The following is a 13,981-nucleotide window of genomic DNA, read 5'->3' on the forward strand; positions in this document are numbered from 1 at the left end:
GGCGGCCCCCATCTCCCCTGACGCGAATCACGAGAGGTTTCCAGCCTAATGTTCAAGAAGATGCCCGGCGACGAGCCGCACCGCATCGTCTCCACCACTCCCGACACGGCAGTGGTCTTCAAACCGGCGGTCATCGAGACCCCCGCGATCCTCACCTTCCTCTTCTACGGCCTGCGCGGGCTGATCGCGCTGGTTCGCACCCTCTACCGACACCCGATCGCCTGCGCCGTCCCCGTCACCCTCGGCCTCACCTGGACCCGGTACGGCTGGCCGTACGCCGCAAGCCTGCTCGGCTTCATCGTCCTGGCCCTGGCTTCCTGGGCGTTCCTGCACCGCCCGAGCTTCAACCGATGGGCAGGCCTCCGGCTGCTGGCCTGGTGGCGGCTCATGTCCACCTATCGGCGTCACTGGCAATCCGTCATGGACGTCTCCGGACTGGCCAAGCGGGTCCACGGGCGCGGCTACCTGCCTCGGCTCGTCAAGGTCACCTGTGACGGCTGGGCCGACCGGGTCACGGTCAAGATGCTCAAGGGCCAGGCGGTCAAGGACTGGACCGACCGCACCGACAACCTCGCCCACGGCTTCGGGGTGACGAGCTGCCGCATCTCCATGATCAAGGGCGGTCGTCTGCTGCTCGTCTTCCCACGAACCGATCCCCTGGCCTCCCCGATCCCGGCGCTACCCATCCCCGGCATCCCGACCGTGGGGCCGGTCGAGATCGGCAAGCAGGAAGACGGCTCCCCGCTCAAGCTCAAGGTCCACGGGACCCATGTGCTCATCGCGGGCGCGACTGGGGCCGGCAAGGGCTCGTTCCTGTGGAGCACGATCCGCGGCTTGCTCCCGGCGATGATGGCGGGCCTGGTTGAGGTCTGGGCGCTCGATCCCAAGCTGATGGAGCTGTCGTTCGGCAGGGAGCTGTTCCAAGGCCGGTACGCCGCTGGCCCTGCCGACTGTGCCGAGCTGCTCGATGAGGCAGTGAGCGTCATGCAGAAGCGCGCGGCCCGCTTCTCCGGCCACCGGCGCAACCACGTCGCGACCGTGGAAGACCCGTTCGTCTTGGTCCTCGTCGACGAGGTGGCGTTCCTGACCGCCTACCAACAAGACAAGCAACTCCGGCAACGCATCTCCGCCGCTCTGGCGACCCTTGCCACTCAGGGCCGTTCGGTCGGGGTCGGCGTCATGGCCGCCCTTCAGGACCCCCGCAAGGAGGTCATGAACATCCGCAACCTGTTCCCCGACAAGATCGCCCTCCGACTCGACGAGTCCGAGCAAGTGGCCATGGTCCTCGGTGATGGCGCCCGTGATCGCGGCGCCCACGCGGACTACATCTCGCCCGTTCCGGAGCTGGGCGCGGGTGTGGCCTATATGCGGCTCGAAACCTCGCCGGACCCGATCCGCGTCCGTGCGGCCTACGTCTCCGACTCCGACATCCGCGACATGGTTGAACTCTTCGGGAGGGCCGCATGAGCCTCGCCCACTTCCTCGACGGCCTGCGCTGCTCTGACTGCCAGACCCTCAATGTCCTCTGGCTCGACCCGGTTCGCGCGCTGGTCGAGTGCACAGAATGCGGCTCCGCCGCGCTCGCCGTCCCCGACGAAAGGAGGTCCAACGAATGACCGACCGTAAGACTCCACGCGCCGTCCGCATGGCTCAGCCCCTCGCCCGAGAGGTCATGGAAGAGGTCGCCAAGCTTCACGGGGTGTGCATCCGCCCGGTGCCGCTCAAGCGCCTCGACACCGTGACTGGACAGAGCGAGATCATCGATGTGCCGTGCGGCTCGACGCTGGAGAGCAAGTGTCCGCCCTGCGCCAAGCGCAACAAGCAGCTCCGCATGGCCCAGTGCCGGGAAGGCTGGCACCTCGACGCCGAACCGATCATCACGCCAGACGAGGCCACCGACGAACAGCGCTGGCTGATCGAGTTCCGCGCCGACACGCAGGCCCAGCGCGACGAGGCGGAAAGCCGCGGTGACGACACCACCGACCTGGACGCCGTCCTGACCGGACTCGACCACGAGATCAACGAGGCCGGGATGCGCGGCCACGTCCTCGGCCGGAGGGCACCCAAGCGGGTCCGCTCCACCAAGCGCCGTCAGGACGCCCCGGACCTGCCCAAGCGCAAGATGACCAGCACCACCCTCGGCCGCACCTTCGCAGCCTCGGACGGCAAGGTCTACCGGCCCTCGCTGTTCGTCACGCTCACGCTGCCGTCCTACGGCAAGGTGCGCGACGGCTCCCCGGTCGACCCCGAGACGTACGACTACGCCCGCGCGGCCCGCGACGCCCTGCACTTCTCCAAGCTCGTCGACCGCTTCGTGCAGAACCTTCGCCGCGTGGCGGGCTATGACGTGCAGTACTTCGCCACCGTGGAGCCACAGAAGCGGCTCGCCCCGCACCTGCACATGGCCATCCGCGGAACGCTCCCACGCGCGGAGATCAAGCAGATAGCCGCCGCCACCTACCACCAGGTGTGGTGGCCCCAGGCAGATCAGGTGATCTACGAGGGTGACCACCTGCCCGTCTGGGCGGAAGACGGCTACCTCGACCCCGACACGGGCGAATATCTCCTCACCTGGGGCGAGGCCCTCGACGAGATCGACGCCGACGAGGAGGCCGAACCGCTGCACGTGGTGCGCTTCGGCGATCAGGTCGACGTCAAGGGCGTCCTGTCGGGCACCAAGGACGCCGACCAGTGCATCCGCTACCTGTCCAAGTACCTGACCAAGAGCATCGGCGACACCGCCGAAGGCCACGGCCAGCACGCGGCCCGCTTCGTCGACGCGCTCCGCTACGAACCCTGCTCGCCCACCTGCCCGAACTGGCTCCGCTACGGCATCCAGCCCAAGGGCGCCAAGGCTGGCATGATCCCTGGCTGCTGCCGCTCCAAGGCCCATAAGCCCGAACACCTCGGCTACGCCGGACGCCGCGTCCTGGTCTCCCGCAAGTGGAGCAACAAGACCCTCGCCGAACACAAGCAAGACCGCCGCACCTGGGTCATGGAAGCCCTCGGCCTGGCCGACGAGACACCCGACCCGCACCGCTACATCTGGCGACCCGTCCCCACCAACGACGCCAACATCCCACCGCTGGCCGTACGCCTCCTGAGATCCATCAAAGAGCGCCAACGCTGGCGAGCACACCTCGACCAACTTCTTTCGGCAACTGAGGCACCGCCAGAGGGGAGAGCGGCATGAGTAGAACCGAGAGAAGGCCGGCCACGCCCCTCCCCGACGTCGTCAAGGATCGCCTGCTCACCGTCAAACAGGCGGCTATCAGGCTTAACACCTCGACAAGGTTCCCCCGGCGGCTCATCGCAGAGCGCCGGATCACGTTCGTCCGCGTGGGGCGAAACGTGCGCATCCCTGAGTCGGCCCTCGAAGAGTTCATCCGGGCCGGTGTCGTCGAACCGATCACCACTCGCAAGAGGAGGGCTGCCTGATGGGCGGCAACAACAAGGGCAACCGCCGTCGTTTCGGGGCGGTGCGCAAGCTTCCGTCCGGACGCTTCCAGGCCCGCTACACCGGCCCCGATGACCAGGAACACACCGCGCCCAACACCTTCGCCACCAAGACCGACGCTGAGATCTGGCTCTCCAAGAAGGAAGCGGAGATCATCAACCAGGAATGGACCGACCCGGACGCGGGGAAGATCCCCTTCCGCGACTACGCGGCAACCTGGATGACCGAGAGAACCCTCCGTCCCAAGACGGTTCAGCTCTACGAGGGCCTTCTCCGACTCCACATCAACCCAACCCTCGGCGACAAGCTGCTCGTCGACATCACCGCGCGCCTCATCCGGCAGTGGCACACCCAGCTCACGAACGATGGACCGGGCTCCTCGACCGTCGCCAAGGCGTACCGGCTGCTGCGTGGAGTCCTCAACACCGCCGTTGAGGACGAGCTGATCAAGAAGAACCCGTGCAAGATCAAGAATGCCGGGGTCGAACGCCCCGAGGAACGGCCCGTGCTGACTGTGCCGCAGGTCTTCGAGCTGGCGTCAGCCGTACCACCTCGGTTCCGCGCCCTGGTCCTCCTCGCGACTTTCGGCAGTCTGAGGTGGGGCGAACTGGCGGCCCTGCGACAGCACAACCTCGATCTCGACGCGCGGACAGTCCGGATCGAGGAATCGGTCTCCGAGATGAAGTCCGGCGAGCTGATCACCGGACGCCCCAAGACCGATGCCGGGGTACGCGTCGTCACTCTGCCAGAGGTCATCATCAGCGACCTGACGTGGCACCTCCAGCGCTTCAGCGAGCAAGAGCCTGACGGCCTCGTCTTCATTGGCGAGCACGGCGCTCAGCTCCGCCGTAGCGCCTTCACCAAGATCTGGGCCAAGGCGATCAAGAAGGCCAAGCTTCCGGCAATTCACGTGCATGACCTTCGCCACACCGGCAACACCCTGGCCGCCATGACCGGAGCGTCGCTCAAGGAGCTCATGGCGCGGATGGGCCACACGAGCACCAAGGCCGCGATGATCTATCTACACGCCGCCAAGGACCGCGACCGAGCGATCGCGGATGCCCTCGGCGAGATCGTCAAGGAAGGCCTCAAGCCCAAGGACGACGGCGACAACGGCCCTCCGGAAGCCCTCGCGCCGGTCGGTTGAAGCGCCAAGATCAACTGTTCTGGCACGAATCTGGCACGACAGCGAAATCAAGCCCCAGCAAGATCAAAGCCCAGGCCCGGGAAGCCTATCCCGACCTGGGCTTCTACATGTGGAGCGGGTGACGGGAATCGAACCCGCGCTGTCAGCTTGGGAAGCTGATGTTCTGCCATTGAACTACACCCGCATGGCCGGAGCCGCGCCCCCACTCTAGCGGATTCCAGCGCCACGCCAAGCCAACAACTCCCACACGGTAAGTTGCTCACCGTGTTGCTATCCGATCGTGACATCCTCGCCGAGATCGATGCCGGACGTCTGGTGGTCGATCCGTTCGACAAGACGATGGTGCAGCCGTCCAGTGTGGACGTGCGCCTGGACAGGTTCTTCCGCGTCTTCGAGAACCACCGCTACCCGCACATCGATCCGGCGACGGAGCAGCCGGATCTGACCCGGCTGGTCGAGCCGGAGGGGGATGAGCCGTTCATCCTGCATCCGGGGGAGTTCGTGCTGGCGAGCACCTACGAGGTGGTGACGCTGCCGGACGATCTGGCGTCGCGGCTGGAGGGCAAGTCGAGCCTCGGCCGGCTGGGGCTGCTGACGCACAGCACGGCGGGGTTCATCGACCCGGGGTTCTCGGGGCACGTGACGCTGGAGTTGTCGAACGTGGCGACGCTGCCGATCAAGCTGTGGCCGGGGATGAAGATCGGGCAGCTCTGCTTGTTCAGGCTGAGCTCGCCGGCGGAGCATCCTTACGGATCGTCACTGTACGGCTCGCGGTACCAGGGCCAGCGGGGACCCACCCCGAGCCGGTCGTATCTGAACTTCCACCGGACCGTTATCTGAATTCTTGCCGTCCAGAAGATGAACAACAGGTGAACAACAGGCAAAGCGGCTGACGGGAGTGGGTGCCTTGGACGGGCCGAAACCCCTAAAGGCTCGGCTAAAGAGCGTGTTCAGAAACCACACAGAGGGTAGCCAGGGGTAGAAGAGTGGGTGAAGTTCGCGTTTGCGCGGGCTACCCGTACCCTTCTCTGCGGACCATCCCCGCACATCTGGAGATCGACGTGCGCCTGCGTCTCACGCCCCGTGAGGACAGCTACTACGACCTGTTCGCCGACTCGGCGAACAACCTGGTCACCGCATCGAGGTTGCTGGTGGAGATCATCAGCGACGGCTCGGACAGGGAAGCCCTGGCCGAGAAGATGCGCGCCTGCGAACACGCCGGTGATGAGCGCACTCACGCGATCATGAACCGGCTGAACGAGAGCTTCATCACGCCGTTCGACCGCGAGGACATCTACCGCCTCGCGAGCAACCTCGACGACGTCATGGACTTCATGGAAGAGGCCTCCGACCTCATCGTCCTGTACCAGATCGAGCACCTGCCGAAGGACGTCGTCCGCCAGGTCGAGGTGCTGGAGCGGGCAGCCGAGCTGACCGCCGAGGCCATGCCCCGGCTGCGCTCGATGAAGAACCTGAACGAGTACTGGATCGAGGTCAACCGCCTGGAGAACCAGGGCGACCAGGTCTACCGGCGGTTGCTGGCCAAGCTCTTCAGCGGTGAGTACGACGCGCTCACCGTCATGAAGATGAAGGAGGTCATCGACCGGCTGGAGGAGGCCGCCGACGCCTTCGAGCACGTGGCCAACACGATCGAGTCGATCGCGGTCAAGGAAAGCTAAGTGTCTCTCACGCTCGCCCTCGTCATCGGCGTGGTCATCGTGGCGTTGGTGTTCGACTACACCAACGGCTTCCACGATGCGGCCAACGCCATCGCGACCTCGGTCTCGACCCGGGCGCTGACTCCCAGGGCCGCGTTGTTCATGGCGGCGGCGATGAACTTCATCGGCGCCCACCTCGGCACGCAGGTCGCCCAGACCGTGGGCAAGGGCATCATCACCACGCCCTCGGGCAACCACGGACTGGTCATCGTGGCTGCCGGACTGATCGGCGCGATCACCTGGAACCTGATCACCTGGTACTTCGGCCTGCCGTCCTCCTCCAGCCACGCGCTGATCGGCGGCCTGGTGGGTTCGGCGCTGGCCTCGGCCCTGGTGCCGGCTCCGCCCGGTCAGGAGAGCACGGTGCTGTGGGTCGGCATCCTGGAGAAGGTCGTCATCCCGATGATCCTCTCCCCGCTGGTCGGCTTCACCCTCGCCGCGCTGATCATGATCGGCATCTACTGGGTGTTCCGCAACGCGCAGCCGGGCAAGGCCAACCGCGGTTTCCGCTACGCCCAGACGGTGAGCGCCGCCGCCATGGCGCTCGGGCACGGTCTCCAGGACGCCCAGAAGACGATGGGCGTGATCTTCCTCGCCCTCTTCGTCGGCGGGTACGTCGGGGAGAACGACGCCATCCCGCAGTGGGTCATCCTGGCCGCGGCCGGGGCGATCTCGCTGGGCACCTACGCCGGCGGCTGGCGCATCATGCGCACGCTGGGCCGCCGGATCATCGCCCTCGACCCGCCGCAGGGCTTCGCCGCCGAGTCGGCGGCGGCCACCGTCCTGTACGGCGCGGCCATCGGCTTCGGCGCTCCGATCTCCACCACGCACACGATCACGAGCGCGATCATGGGTGTGGGTGCGACGAAGCGCCTGTCGGCGGTGCGCTGGGGGGTGGCGGGCAACATCGTGACCGGCTGGGTCCTGACGATCCCGGCCGCCGCGTTCGTCGCCGCGCTGGTGTTCTTCCCGCTCTACTGGATGGTCGAATAGCAGCCGGTCGGCTGGGTGGTCGGGTAGCAGCCGGTCAGCGGGGCGTGGAGTACATGACGTCCACGTCCCACCGGCTGAACCCGAGCCCGGTGTAGAGCCGGATCGCCGAAGGGTTGGCCTCGTCCACGTAGAGCATCGCCTGGGCGAGGCCTCTCGACCGAAGGTGGCACAAGCCGGCCACGGTCAGGGCCTTGCCCAGCCCGGTGCCCTGCTGGGACGGGTCCACCCCCACCACGTACACCTCGCCGATCGGCTCGTGGCCGTGCTCGGTGGAGCCGTGGATCTTCGTCCAGTGGAAGCCGACCAGCCGGTCGCCGCGCAGGGCCAGGAAGAACCCGGCCGGGTCGAACCACGGCTCCTGCTCCCGCCGCGCAAGGTCCTCCAACGTCCAGGCGCCCTGCTCGGGGTGGTGCGCGAAGGCCGCGGCGTTCACCTTCAGCCACGCCTCCTCGTCCTGACCGGGCACGAAGGTGCGCAGCCGTACCCCGTCGGGCAACTCGACCGCGCCGAGCGGCGCGTAAAGGGAGCGGCGCATCTGCCACAACGAGCGGACCCGTTCCAGGCCCATCGAGGTGGCCAGCGCCTGCGCGCCGGGCAGCCCGCCGTGCGCCCACAACCGCAACTGCCCGCCGGTCTCCTCCAGCATGGCCCGCAGCAACCGCCTGCCGTACCCCTGGCCTCGGAAACGGGGCCGGATCACCAGTTCGCCGCTCGGGCCCTCGACCTCGTCGGTCGGGTCCACGTGGGCGTAACCGGCCAAGGCGTCCCCGTCGTAGAGCAAGAGCGAGCGCGCCCGGTCGTCGCCGCCGTAGCGCAGGTGCAACATCACGTGCTCGTTGAGCGGCCGGACCCCGTCGCGCTCGGTCGCCTCGTCCACGACACTCAGGACTGCGGCGATTTCCCGGTCATCAAGTCGTTCCCTGATCTTCACGTCTTCTGCCACAGCTCGCACTCTAGGCGGCGGACTGGCAAACATGGCCATAAGCAGCACCGATGAATCGTTACCTTTGCGACGCTTCATGCTTGTCTGGGGGCCGTAACGTCTCCCGCATGATGCCTCGTACCCTCCTCCGGCTCGCCGTGGCCGGAGCTGTGGCCGCTGGCGGGTTCGCGCTCGCGACGGTCCCCGCGACCGCCGGTCCCGCCGAGAAGGCCAAGCCGACCAGGACCGTCCCGGTCCGGCTGCTCACCATCAACGACCTCCACGGCAACCTGGAGGCCCCCACCGGCTCCAGCGGCCGCATCACCGACGAGAACGGCGTCGTCGTGGAAGGCGCCGGCGGCGTCGCCCGGCTCGCGACCAAGATCGAGGAGCTGCGCACCAGGAACACCGCGGTCGTCGCCGCGGGCGACCTGATCGGCGCCTCCCCGCTGATCTCGGCCGCCTACCACGACGAGCCCACGCTCGAGATCCTCGACCAGATCGGCCTGCGCGCCTCCGCGGCCGGCAACCACGAGTTCGACGAGGGCTACACCGAGCTGCAGCGCGTCATGGACGGCGGCTGCCACCCGGTCGACGGGTGCTCGCCGCGCGGCGAGTGGAAGGGCACGAGCTTCGACTTCCTCGCCGCGAACGTGCTGAAGGAAGCGACCGGCGACTACGCGCTGCCCCCGGTCTACATCAAGACGATCAACGGGGTGAAGGTCGGCTTCATCGGCCTGGTCACCGCGACCACCCCGACCATCGTGACCGCCGAGGGCATCAAGGGCCTGCAGTTCACCGAAGAGGTCGCCGCGGCCAACAAGGCCTCGAGGTGGCTGACCGCGCGCGGCGTGAAGGCCCAGGTCATCCTCATGCACGAGGGCGACCAGGTCACCCAGGGCCAGAGCCCGGACGCCTGCCCCGTCGTCGTCGGCGCCGGCTCGCGCATCGCCAGTGCCGCCGCGCCCGAGATCGACGTGGTCGTCAGCGGCCACTCGCACCAGGCCTACATCTGCAAGACGCCGGACCCGGCCGGCCAGCAGCGCCTGTACACGCAGGGCTCCTCCTTCGGCCGCGTGCTCACCCAGATCGACTTCCAGGTCGACAAGCGCACCCGCGACGTCATCCGCTCGACCGTCACCGCGGACAACCACGTGATCCGCCCGTCGATCACCCCCCACGACAAGATCGACACCGCCGTCTCCTACTGGAAGGAGAAGGTCGGCCCGGTCGCCAACAAGCCGATCGGCAAGATCACCGCGGACCTGTCCAACTCGGTCGACAACACCTCGCCCGCCAAGGCCAACCCGGAGACTCCGCTCGGCAGCGTCATCGCCGACTCGCAGCTCGCCGCGGTGCAGTCCACGGGCGCGCAGATCGCGCTCATGAACCCCGGCGGCATCCGCACGGCCCTGCGCTTCGAGCAGAGCGGCAGCGAGGGCCCCGGTGTGGTCACCTACGGCGAGGCCTTCGCCGTCCAGCCCTTCGGCAACATCGTGCAGGTCAAGACCTACACCGGCGACCAGCTCAAGCGGCTGCTGGAGCAGCAGGTCTGGAGTGTCGCGCCGAACGGCACCGTCACCCACCGCATCCTGCAGGTCTCCTCGTCGCTGACCTACACCTTCGACACCACCAAGCCGGTCGGCCAGCGGGTGTCGAACATCAAGATCAACGGCCAGGACGTCACCCCGACGCAGTCCATCAAGATCGCGGCGAACAACTTCCTGATGGGCGGCGGTGACGGCTTCTCGGTCTTCACCGAGTCCACCGACCTGTTCAGCGGCCCGGTCGACCTGGACGCCTTCTCGGCCTACCTGACCGCCAACTCCCCGGTCGCGCCGCCCGCCGGCGGCCGGATCACCATCATCAAGTAACTCTCGCCGTGAAGCGGCCCGTGCCCCTGTGGCACGGGCCGCTTTCTCATCGGCGGGTGAAGAACATGTGCCAGTTCGTCTCCCAGGTCGCCCCGCCGTCCGCGGAGAAGGCCTGCTGCCAGTGCGCCGAGTCGCCGGTGATCTCCGACCAGACGAACCGGCACACGATCGGCCGGCCGTCCAGCACGTCCTCGCCGACGAACTCGCCGCGGCCGTCCTCGAAGCGCCCGCGCACCGGCGGCTCCAGGCGCCCGGTCCGGTCGGAGGCCCAGTAGATGCTCCACAACCGGGTCTCCGGCTCGAACACCCGCACCGTCATCCCCTCGTACGGCAGGCCGTCCGCTCCGGCCGGCGTGGAGAAGGTGTCCACGTTCCCCAGCCCGCCCAGCGTCTGGTGCAGCTCACCCGTCGCCTCGAACTCCAGCCACTCGGTGCTGTCCTGGAGCCGCTTGGCCAGGTAGCGGTTGCGGATGTGCCAGCGCCCGCGCAGGAAGTCGAAGTCGTGCCGGCCGTCGTTCTCGATGCTCATGACCGGTATCCTCGCCGCCGGTCACTGCCATCTTCTGTCAGTGACCGGCCGCGGCGTCCAGGATCGGGATGAGCTGCTCCTCCTCGTAGTCCAGATGCCGCTCGACCTCCCGGGTCAGCCGGGTCACCTCGGCGAGCACCGTCTCCCGGTCCGCGTCGAGCGCCCGCTCCAGCTCGGCCAGGAGCTCGGCGATCCGCCGGTGCTCCTCGTCCAGGCGGTCCATCACCGGTTCCATGTGCGGTCCCTGCGCGCGCATCGCCGGGAACAGCCCCTCGTCCTCCTTGGTGTGGTGGACGTGCAGGCCCTGGCACATCGTCAGGCAGTTGATCCGGAGCTGCGCGCCCAGCGTCGCCCCGCCCGAGGCCGCCACCTCCGCGCGCACCAGCGCCAGCTCGCGCCGGAACCCGTCGTGGATCGTGCGCAGCGCCTCGCCGAACGAGCGGCCCGGCGGCGGGCCGTCGTAGGACACCGCGGTCAGCGCCACCACTGGGATCGGCCGGCCCGCCTTGGCCTGGTACTCCGCCCAGCCCGGGTCGACCTCGACCGCCCGAGCCCAGGCCTGCTCGTGCTCCTCGCCGGACAACACCGTCGCCGCGGCCTCATAGGTGAACAAGCCGGTCTCGACCGTCGCCGTCGGCTCGGCGAGCAGGTTGTGGTACCAGTCCGGGTTGGTCGGCGACCCGCCCGCCGAGGCGATCACCAGGATGCGCTCGGCGCCGTCCGGCAGGAAGCCCAGGGGAGTGGTGTGCGGTGCGCCCGACTTGGCGCCCTTCGTGGTGAGCAGGATCAGCCGGCCGCCCTCGAACGGGCCGCCCACCTGACCGCGGTTGGCGCGGAACTCGTCAATGATCTGTTGGTTGAACAACACTTCTCCATGTCAGAAAGGGGTTATCTCGCTGGAAAGGGAGAAGTGCGTGGGCGGTCCGCGCGCCCGCCGCCGCATCACGCAGCGGCCGGGAACCCGACTCGTGTATGGCCCAAGGCCGACCCGGCAGTCACGTCTTCCACAGTAGCCGCTGATTCACGATCTAGGCTAATGGGATGAGCGGCGATGAAACGCGGGACGGGGTCTCGCTCACCAACCTCGACGGGCCGCTGTTCGACGGGTCCGAGGCCACCAAGCGCGACCTGCTCGACTACCTCGACGCGGCCTCGTCCCGCCTGCTGCCCGTGCTCGCCGACCGGCCGCTCTCGGTCATCCGGGTCCGGCCGGGGCAGCCGCCCTTCATGCAGAAGAACCTGCCCAAGTACACCCCCGCCTGGGTCGAGCGGGTGCGGCACTGGGCCGAGACCTCCCACCGCGAGGTTTCCTACGCGCTCTGCAACGACCGGCGGACCCTGCTCTGGTTCGGCAACCAGCGGGCCGTTGAGTACCACCCCGCGCTCTTCCAGGGCGATCGGCTCACGCACCTCATCCTCGACCTCGACCCGCCCGAGGGTGGGGGCTTCTCGCTTGCCGTACGGGCTGCTCATCTGGTGCGGCGGGCGCTCGACGAGGCCGGGCTGGCCGGGGCGGTCAAGACCAGTGGGGCCAAGGGCGTGCACGTCTTCGTGCCGATCACCCCGGGGATCCCCGTCGACGACGTCGCTGCCGCCACCCGGGCCCTCGCCGCGCGGGCCGAGCGCTTCGACCCCGAGCTCGCCACCACCGCCTTCATCCGCGAGGACCGTGGCGGCCGGGTCTTCCTCGACTCCACCCGGGCCGGCGGCGCCACCGTCGTCGCCGCCTACAGCCCCCGGATCCGGCCCGGCTCGCCGGTCTCCTTCCCCGTCGCCTGGGACGAGCTCGACCGGGTCAAGCCGCTCGACTTCACCGTCCACACCGTGCGTGACCTGGCCGGCGACCCGTGGCAGGAGCTCATGCCCGCCCCGCAGGACCTGCCCGCCGACCTCGTCGCCGAGGGCCACACCATCCCCGTCGCCCGGGTGCAGGCCATGCACGAGGGCAAGCGCCGTAAGCGGGCGCGCGGCGAATAATCTCGTACGGCAAGCATGGGCAAGGCCCAGCCACCGACCGTGGCCGGGCCCTGTCCAGGGAGACGGCCGGCCGGTGTGCGTGGCCGGCCGCCGTTACGCCGGACCGGTTCAGGCGTCCGGCGCCACCAGCTCGGGCAGCTTGGCGTCGAACAGCCCCGCGAAGGTCAGCGACGGCATGATCTTGCCCTGCGGCCGGGCCGAGTTGGCCACGTCCGCCGCCCAGGTGGCCGAGCGGAGCCGCTGGTTCGGCGTCCCGTGGTGGCCGTTGGAGGTGAACTGGCAGTCGCCCACCTCGAAGAACGAGCGTGAGGCCGCCAGCAGCCGCTTGCTGTTGATCGCCTGCCCGCGGGCGTGCGTCAGGAAGTACGTGCTGAGCGCGTCGGCCATCAGCTCGGTCCGCCGCGTGGCCTCCGGGCCGGTCAGCGGGCTGTCGAACAGGCCCTTCTCGAACTGGACGTGGTGACCGTACTCGTGAGCCAGGATCGCCTTGGCCGCCATGTCGCCGAGCCCGAGCGCGGTCATCGCCTCCAGCACCCCGTCACCCATGACGATCTTGTCCGGGACGCCCTGGAAGAGCGGGTCGGTCTCGCCCTCGGCGGTGAAGGCGAAGGCGTTGAGGGTGAAGATCGGGTTGTCGCCGTTGCGCAACGTCGGCTGGCTCGCGATCAGCGCGATGATGCTCTGCGCGAGCTGCAGCGCCTGGGCGTCGCCCACGCCGAAGAAGATCTTGACCATCCGGGCCACCCGGTTGACGTCCCGCAGCATCGAGCCGTGCATGGCGACGAGCTGGATGTCGTCGTTGCGGATGTCCCAGAAGCGGCGCAGGTCGCGCATGTTGTGCGTGATCGGGATGTCGTACTCGCCCGAGCGGCCGAAGTGCTGCGGCGTCGCGCTGGTCTCGAAGAGCAGGGCGTCGTAGGTCGGGTAGTCGAGCACGCCGAGCATGAACAGCAGCAACAACGCGCTGGGGTCCACCCCGGCGAGCTGCTGGTCGACGTAGGCCACCAGGGCGGTGTCCTCGCACTCGTAGTCGTCGGGGTTGATCGCCTTGTCGCGCAGGCCGGTGGTCTGGGTGCGTCCGGCCTTGGCCGCGGCCGCCTTCGCCGACGCTTCCCAGCCCGCCGGGAGCTTGGCGAGGACCGCGTCGATGAGGGCCTGCGTGCCGGGATCGGCGGACTTGTACCGGCCCGGGTCGGCCACCGTGCCGGTGGAAACGGTGGTCGCCGCGCCGGCGGGGGCCGAGACGGCTAACAGGCTGGTGGCCGCCATCGTCAGGGCTACGACGGCGGCGGCCAGGGGGTGCCGCCTGCCGTACGGGGAGGGAGACTTCATGGACTGGACACTGCCAGCGCACGTGCGGGTTG

The 13,981-nt window shown here is 68.4% G+C and carries 14 protein-coding genes and 1 tRNA gene; 10 read left to right on the forward strand and 5 right to left on the reverse strand.

Annotation, left to right across the window (positions count from 1 at the left end; all coding sequences use genetic code 11):
• Positions 1-48 precede the first annotated feature (48 nt).
• The 5 genes from AB0I67_RS00115 to AB0I67_RS00135 are packed head-to-tail and all read left to right on the forward strand — an operon-like array spanning position 49 to position 4,604.
• A complete protein-coding gene (locus AB0I67_RS00115) occupies positions 49-1,467 on the forward strand; it encodes an FtsK/SpoIIIE domain-containing protein (protein ID WP_357915063.1) in 1,419 nt (472 codons plus the stop codon).
• Positions 1,464-1,616, forward strand: coding sequence for a hypothetical protein (locus tag AB0I67_RS00120; RefSeq protein WP_357915066.1), 153 nt, complete (start codon positions 1,464-1,466; stop codon positions 1,614-1,616). Before AB0I67_RS00115 ends, AB0I67_RS00120 begins: the two co-directional genes overlap by 4 nt.
• Positions 1,613-3,193 (forward strand): replication initiator, encoded by a 1,581-nt coding sequence (locus tag AB0I67_RS00125; RefSeq protein ID WP_357915069.1) that lies wholly within the window; start codon positions 1,613-1,615, stop codon positions 3,191-3,193. The genes AB0I67_RS00120 and AB0I67_RS00125 overlap by 4 nt, the downstream gene beginning before the upstream one ends.
• Positions 3,190-3,438, forward strand: coding sequence for an excisionase family DNA-binding protein (locus AB0I67_RS00130; RefSeq protein WP_357915072.1), 249 nt, complete (start codon positions 3,190-3,192; stop codon positions 3,436-3,438). The genes AB0I67_RS00125 and AB0I67_RS00130 overlap by 4 nt, the downstream gene beginning before the upstream one ends.
• Entirely contained in the window at positions 3,438-4,604 is a 1,167-nt protein-coding gene (locus AB0I67_RS00135) for a tyrosine-type recombinase/integrase (RefSeq protein WP_357915075.1), read from the forward strand. Before AB0I67_RS00130 ends, AB0I67_RS00135 begins: the two co-directional genes overlap by 1 nt.
• A 110-nt stretch (positions 4,605-4,714) precedes the next feature.
• On the opposite strand, the gene AB0I67_RS00140 is transcribed toward AB0I67_RS00135, so the two are convergent.
• Positions 4,715-4,788 (reverse strand) — tRNA-Gly (locus AB0I67_RS00140).
• Between the two features lie 80 nt (positions 4,789-4,868).
• Here AB0I67_RS00140 and dcd point away from each other — a divergent pair.
• From dcd to AB0I67_RS00155, 3 genes are all read left to right on the forward strand, one after another.
• On the forward strand, positions 4,869-5,444 hold the full coding sequence (gene dcd, locus AB0I67_RS00145) for a dCTP deaminase (RefSeq protein WP_357915078.1): 576 nt from the start codon (positions 4,869-4,871) through the stop codon (positions 5,442-5,444).
• A gap of 221 nt (positions 5,445-5,665) precedes the next feature.
• Positions 5,666-6,283: a DUF47 family protein gene (locus AB0I67_RS00150; RefSeq protein WP_357915081.1), complete on the forward strand. Its 618-nt coding sequence runs from the start codon at positions 5,666-5,668 to the stop codon at positions 6,281-6,283.
• Positions 6,284-7,315, forward strand: coding sequence for an inorganic phosphate transporter (locus tag AB0I67_RS00155; protein ID WP_357915084.1), 1,032 nt, complete (start codon positions 6,284-6,286; stop codon positions 7,313-7,315).
• 34 nt (positions 7,316-7,349) lie between these two features.
• Here the strand turns inward: AB0I67_RS00155 and mshD are convergent, their stop codons facing one another.
• On the reverse strand, positions 7,350-8,258 hold the full coding sequence (gene mshD, locus AB0I67_RS00160; protein WP_357915087.1) for a mycothiol synthase: 909 nt from the start codon (positions 8,256-8,258) through the stop codon (positions 7,350-7,352).
• 107 nt (positions 8,259-8,365) lie between these two features.
• On the opposite strand from mshD, the gene AB0I67_RS00165 reads away from it, so the two are divergent.
• Positions 8,366-10,111 (forward strand): bifunctional metallophosphatase/5'-nucleotidase, encoded by a 1,746-nt coding sequence (locus AB0I67_RS00165; protein WP_357915090.1) that lies wholly within the window; start codon positions 8,366-8,368, stop codon positions 10,109-10,111.
• Between the two features lie 46 nt (positions 10,112-10,157).
• On the opposite strand, the gene AB0I67_RS00170 is transcribed toward AB0I67_RS00165, so the two are convergent.
• Positions 10,158-10,640 carry a hypothetical protein gene (locus AB0I67_RS00170; RefSeq protein WP_357915093.1) on the reverse strand — a complete coding sequence of 161 codons (483 nt, stop codon included), beginning with the start codon at positions 10,638-10,640 and terminating at the stop codon, positions 10,158-10,160.
• Positions 10,641-10,677: 37 nt separating this feature from the next.
• Positions 10,678-11,508 carry a nitroreductase/quinone reductase family protein gene (locus AB0I67_RS00175; protein ID WP_357915096.1) on the reverse strand — a complete coding sequence of 277 codons (831 nt, stop codon included), beginning with the start codon at positions 11,506-11,508 and terminating at the stop codon, positions 10,678-10,680.
• 173 nt (positions 11,509-11,681) lie between these two features.
• Here AB0I67_RS00175 and AB0I67_RS00180 point away from each other — a divergent pair, with 173 nt between their 5' ends.
• Positions 11,682-12,617: an ATP-dependent DNA ligase gene (locus AB0I67_RS00180; protein WP_357915099.1), complete on the forward strand. Its 936-nt coding sequence runs from the start codon at positions 11,682-11,684 to the stop codon at positions 12,615-12,617.
• 108 nt (positions 12,618-12,725) lie between these two features.
• Here AB0I67_RS00180 and AB0I67_RS00185 read toward each other — a convergent pair whose 3' ends face one another.
• Positions 12,726-13,949, reverse strand: a complete 1,224-nt coding sequence (locus AB0I67_RS00185) for a hypothetical protein (RefSeq protein ID WP_357915102.1) — start codon at positions 13,947-13,949, stop codon at positions 12,726-12,728.
• Between the last annotated feature and the right edge of the window lie 32 nt (positions 13,950-13,981).

This window comes from Nonomuraea sp. NPDC050310 (assembly GCF_040655795.1).
GTDB lineage: Bacteria > Actinomycetota > Actinomycetes > Streptosporangiales > Streptosporangiaceae > Nonomuraea.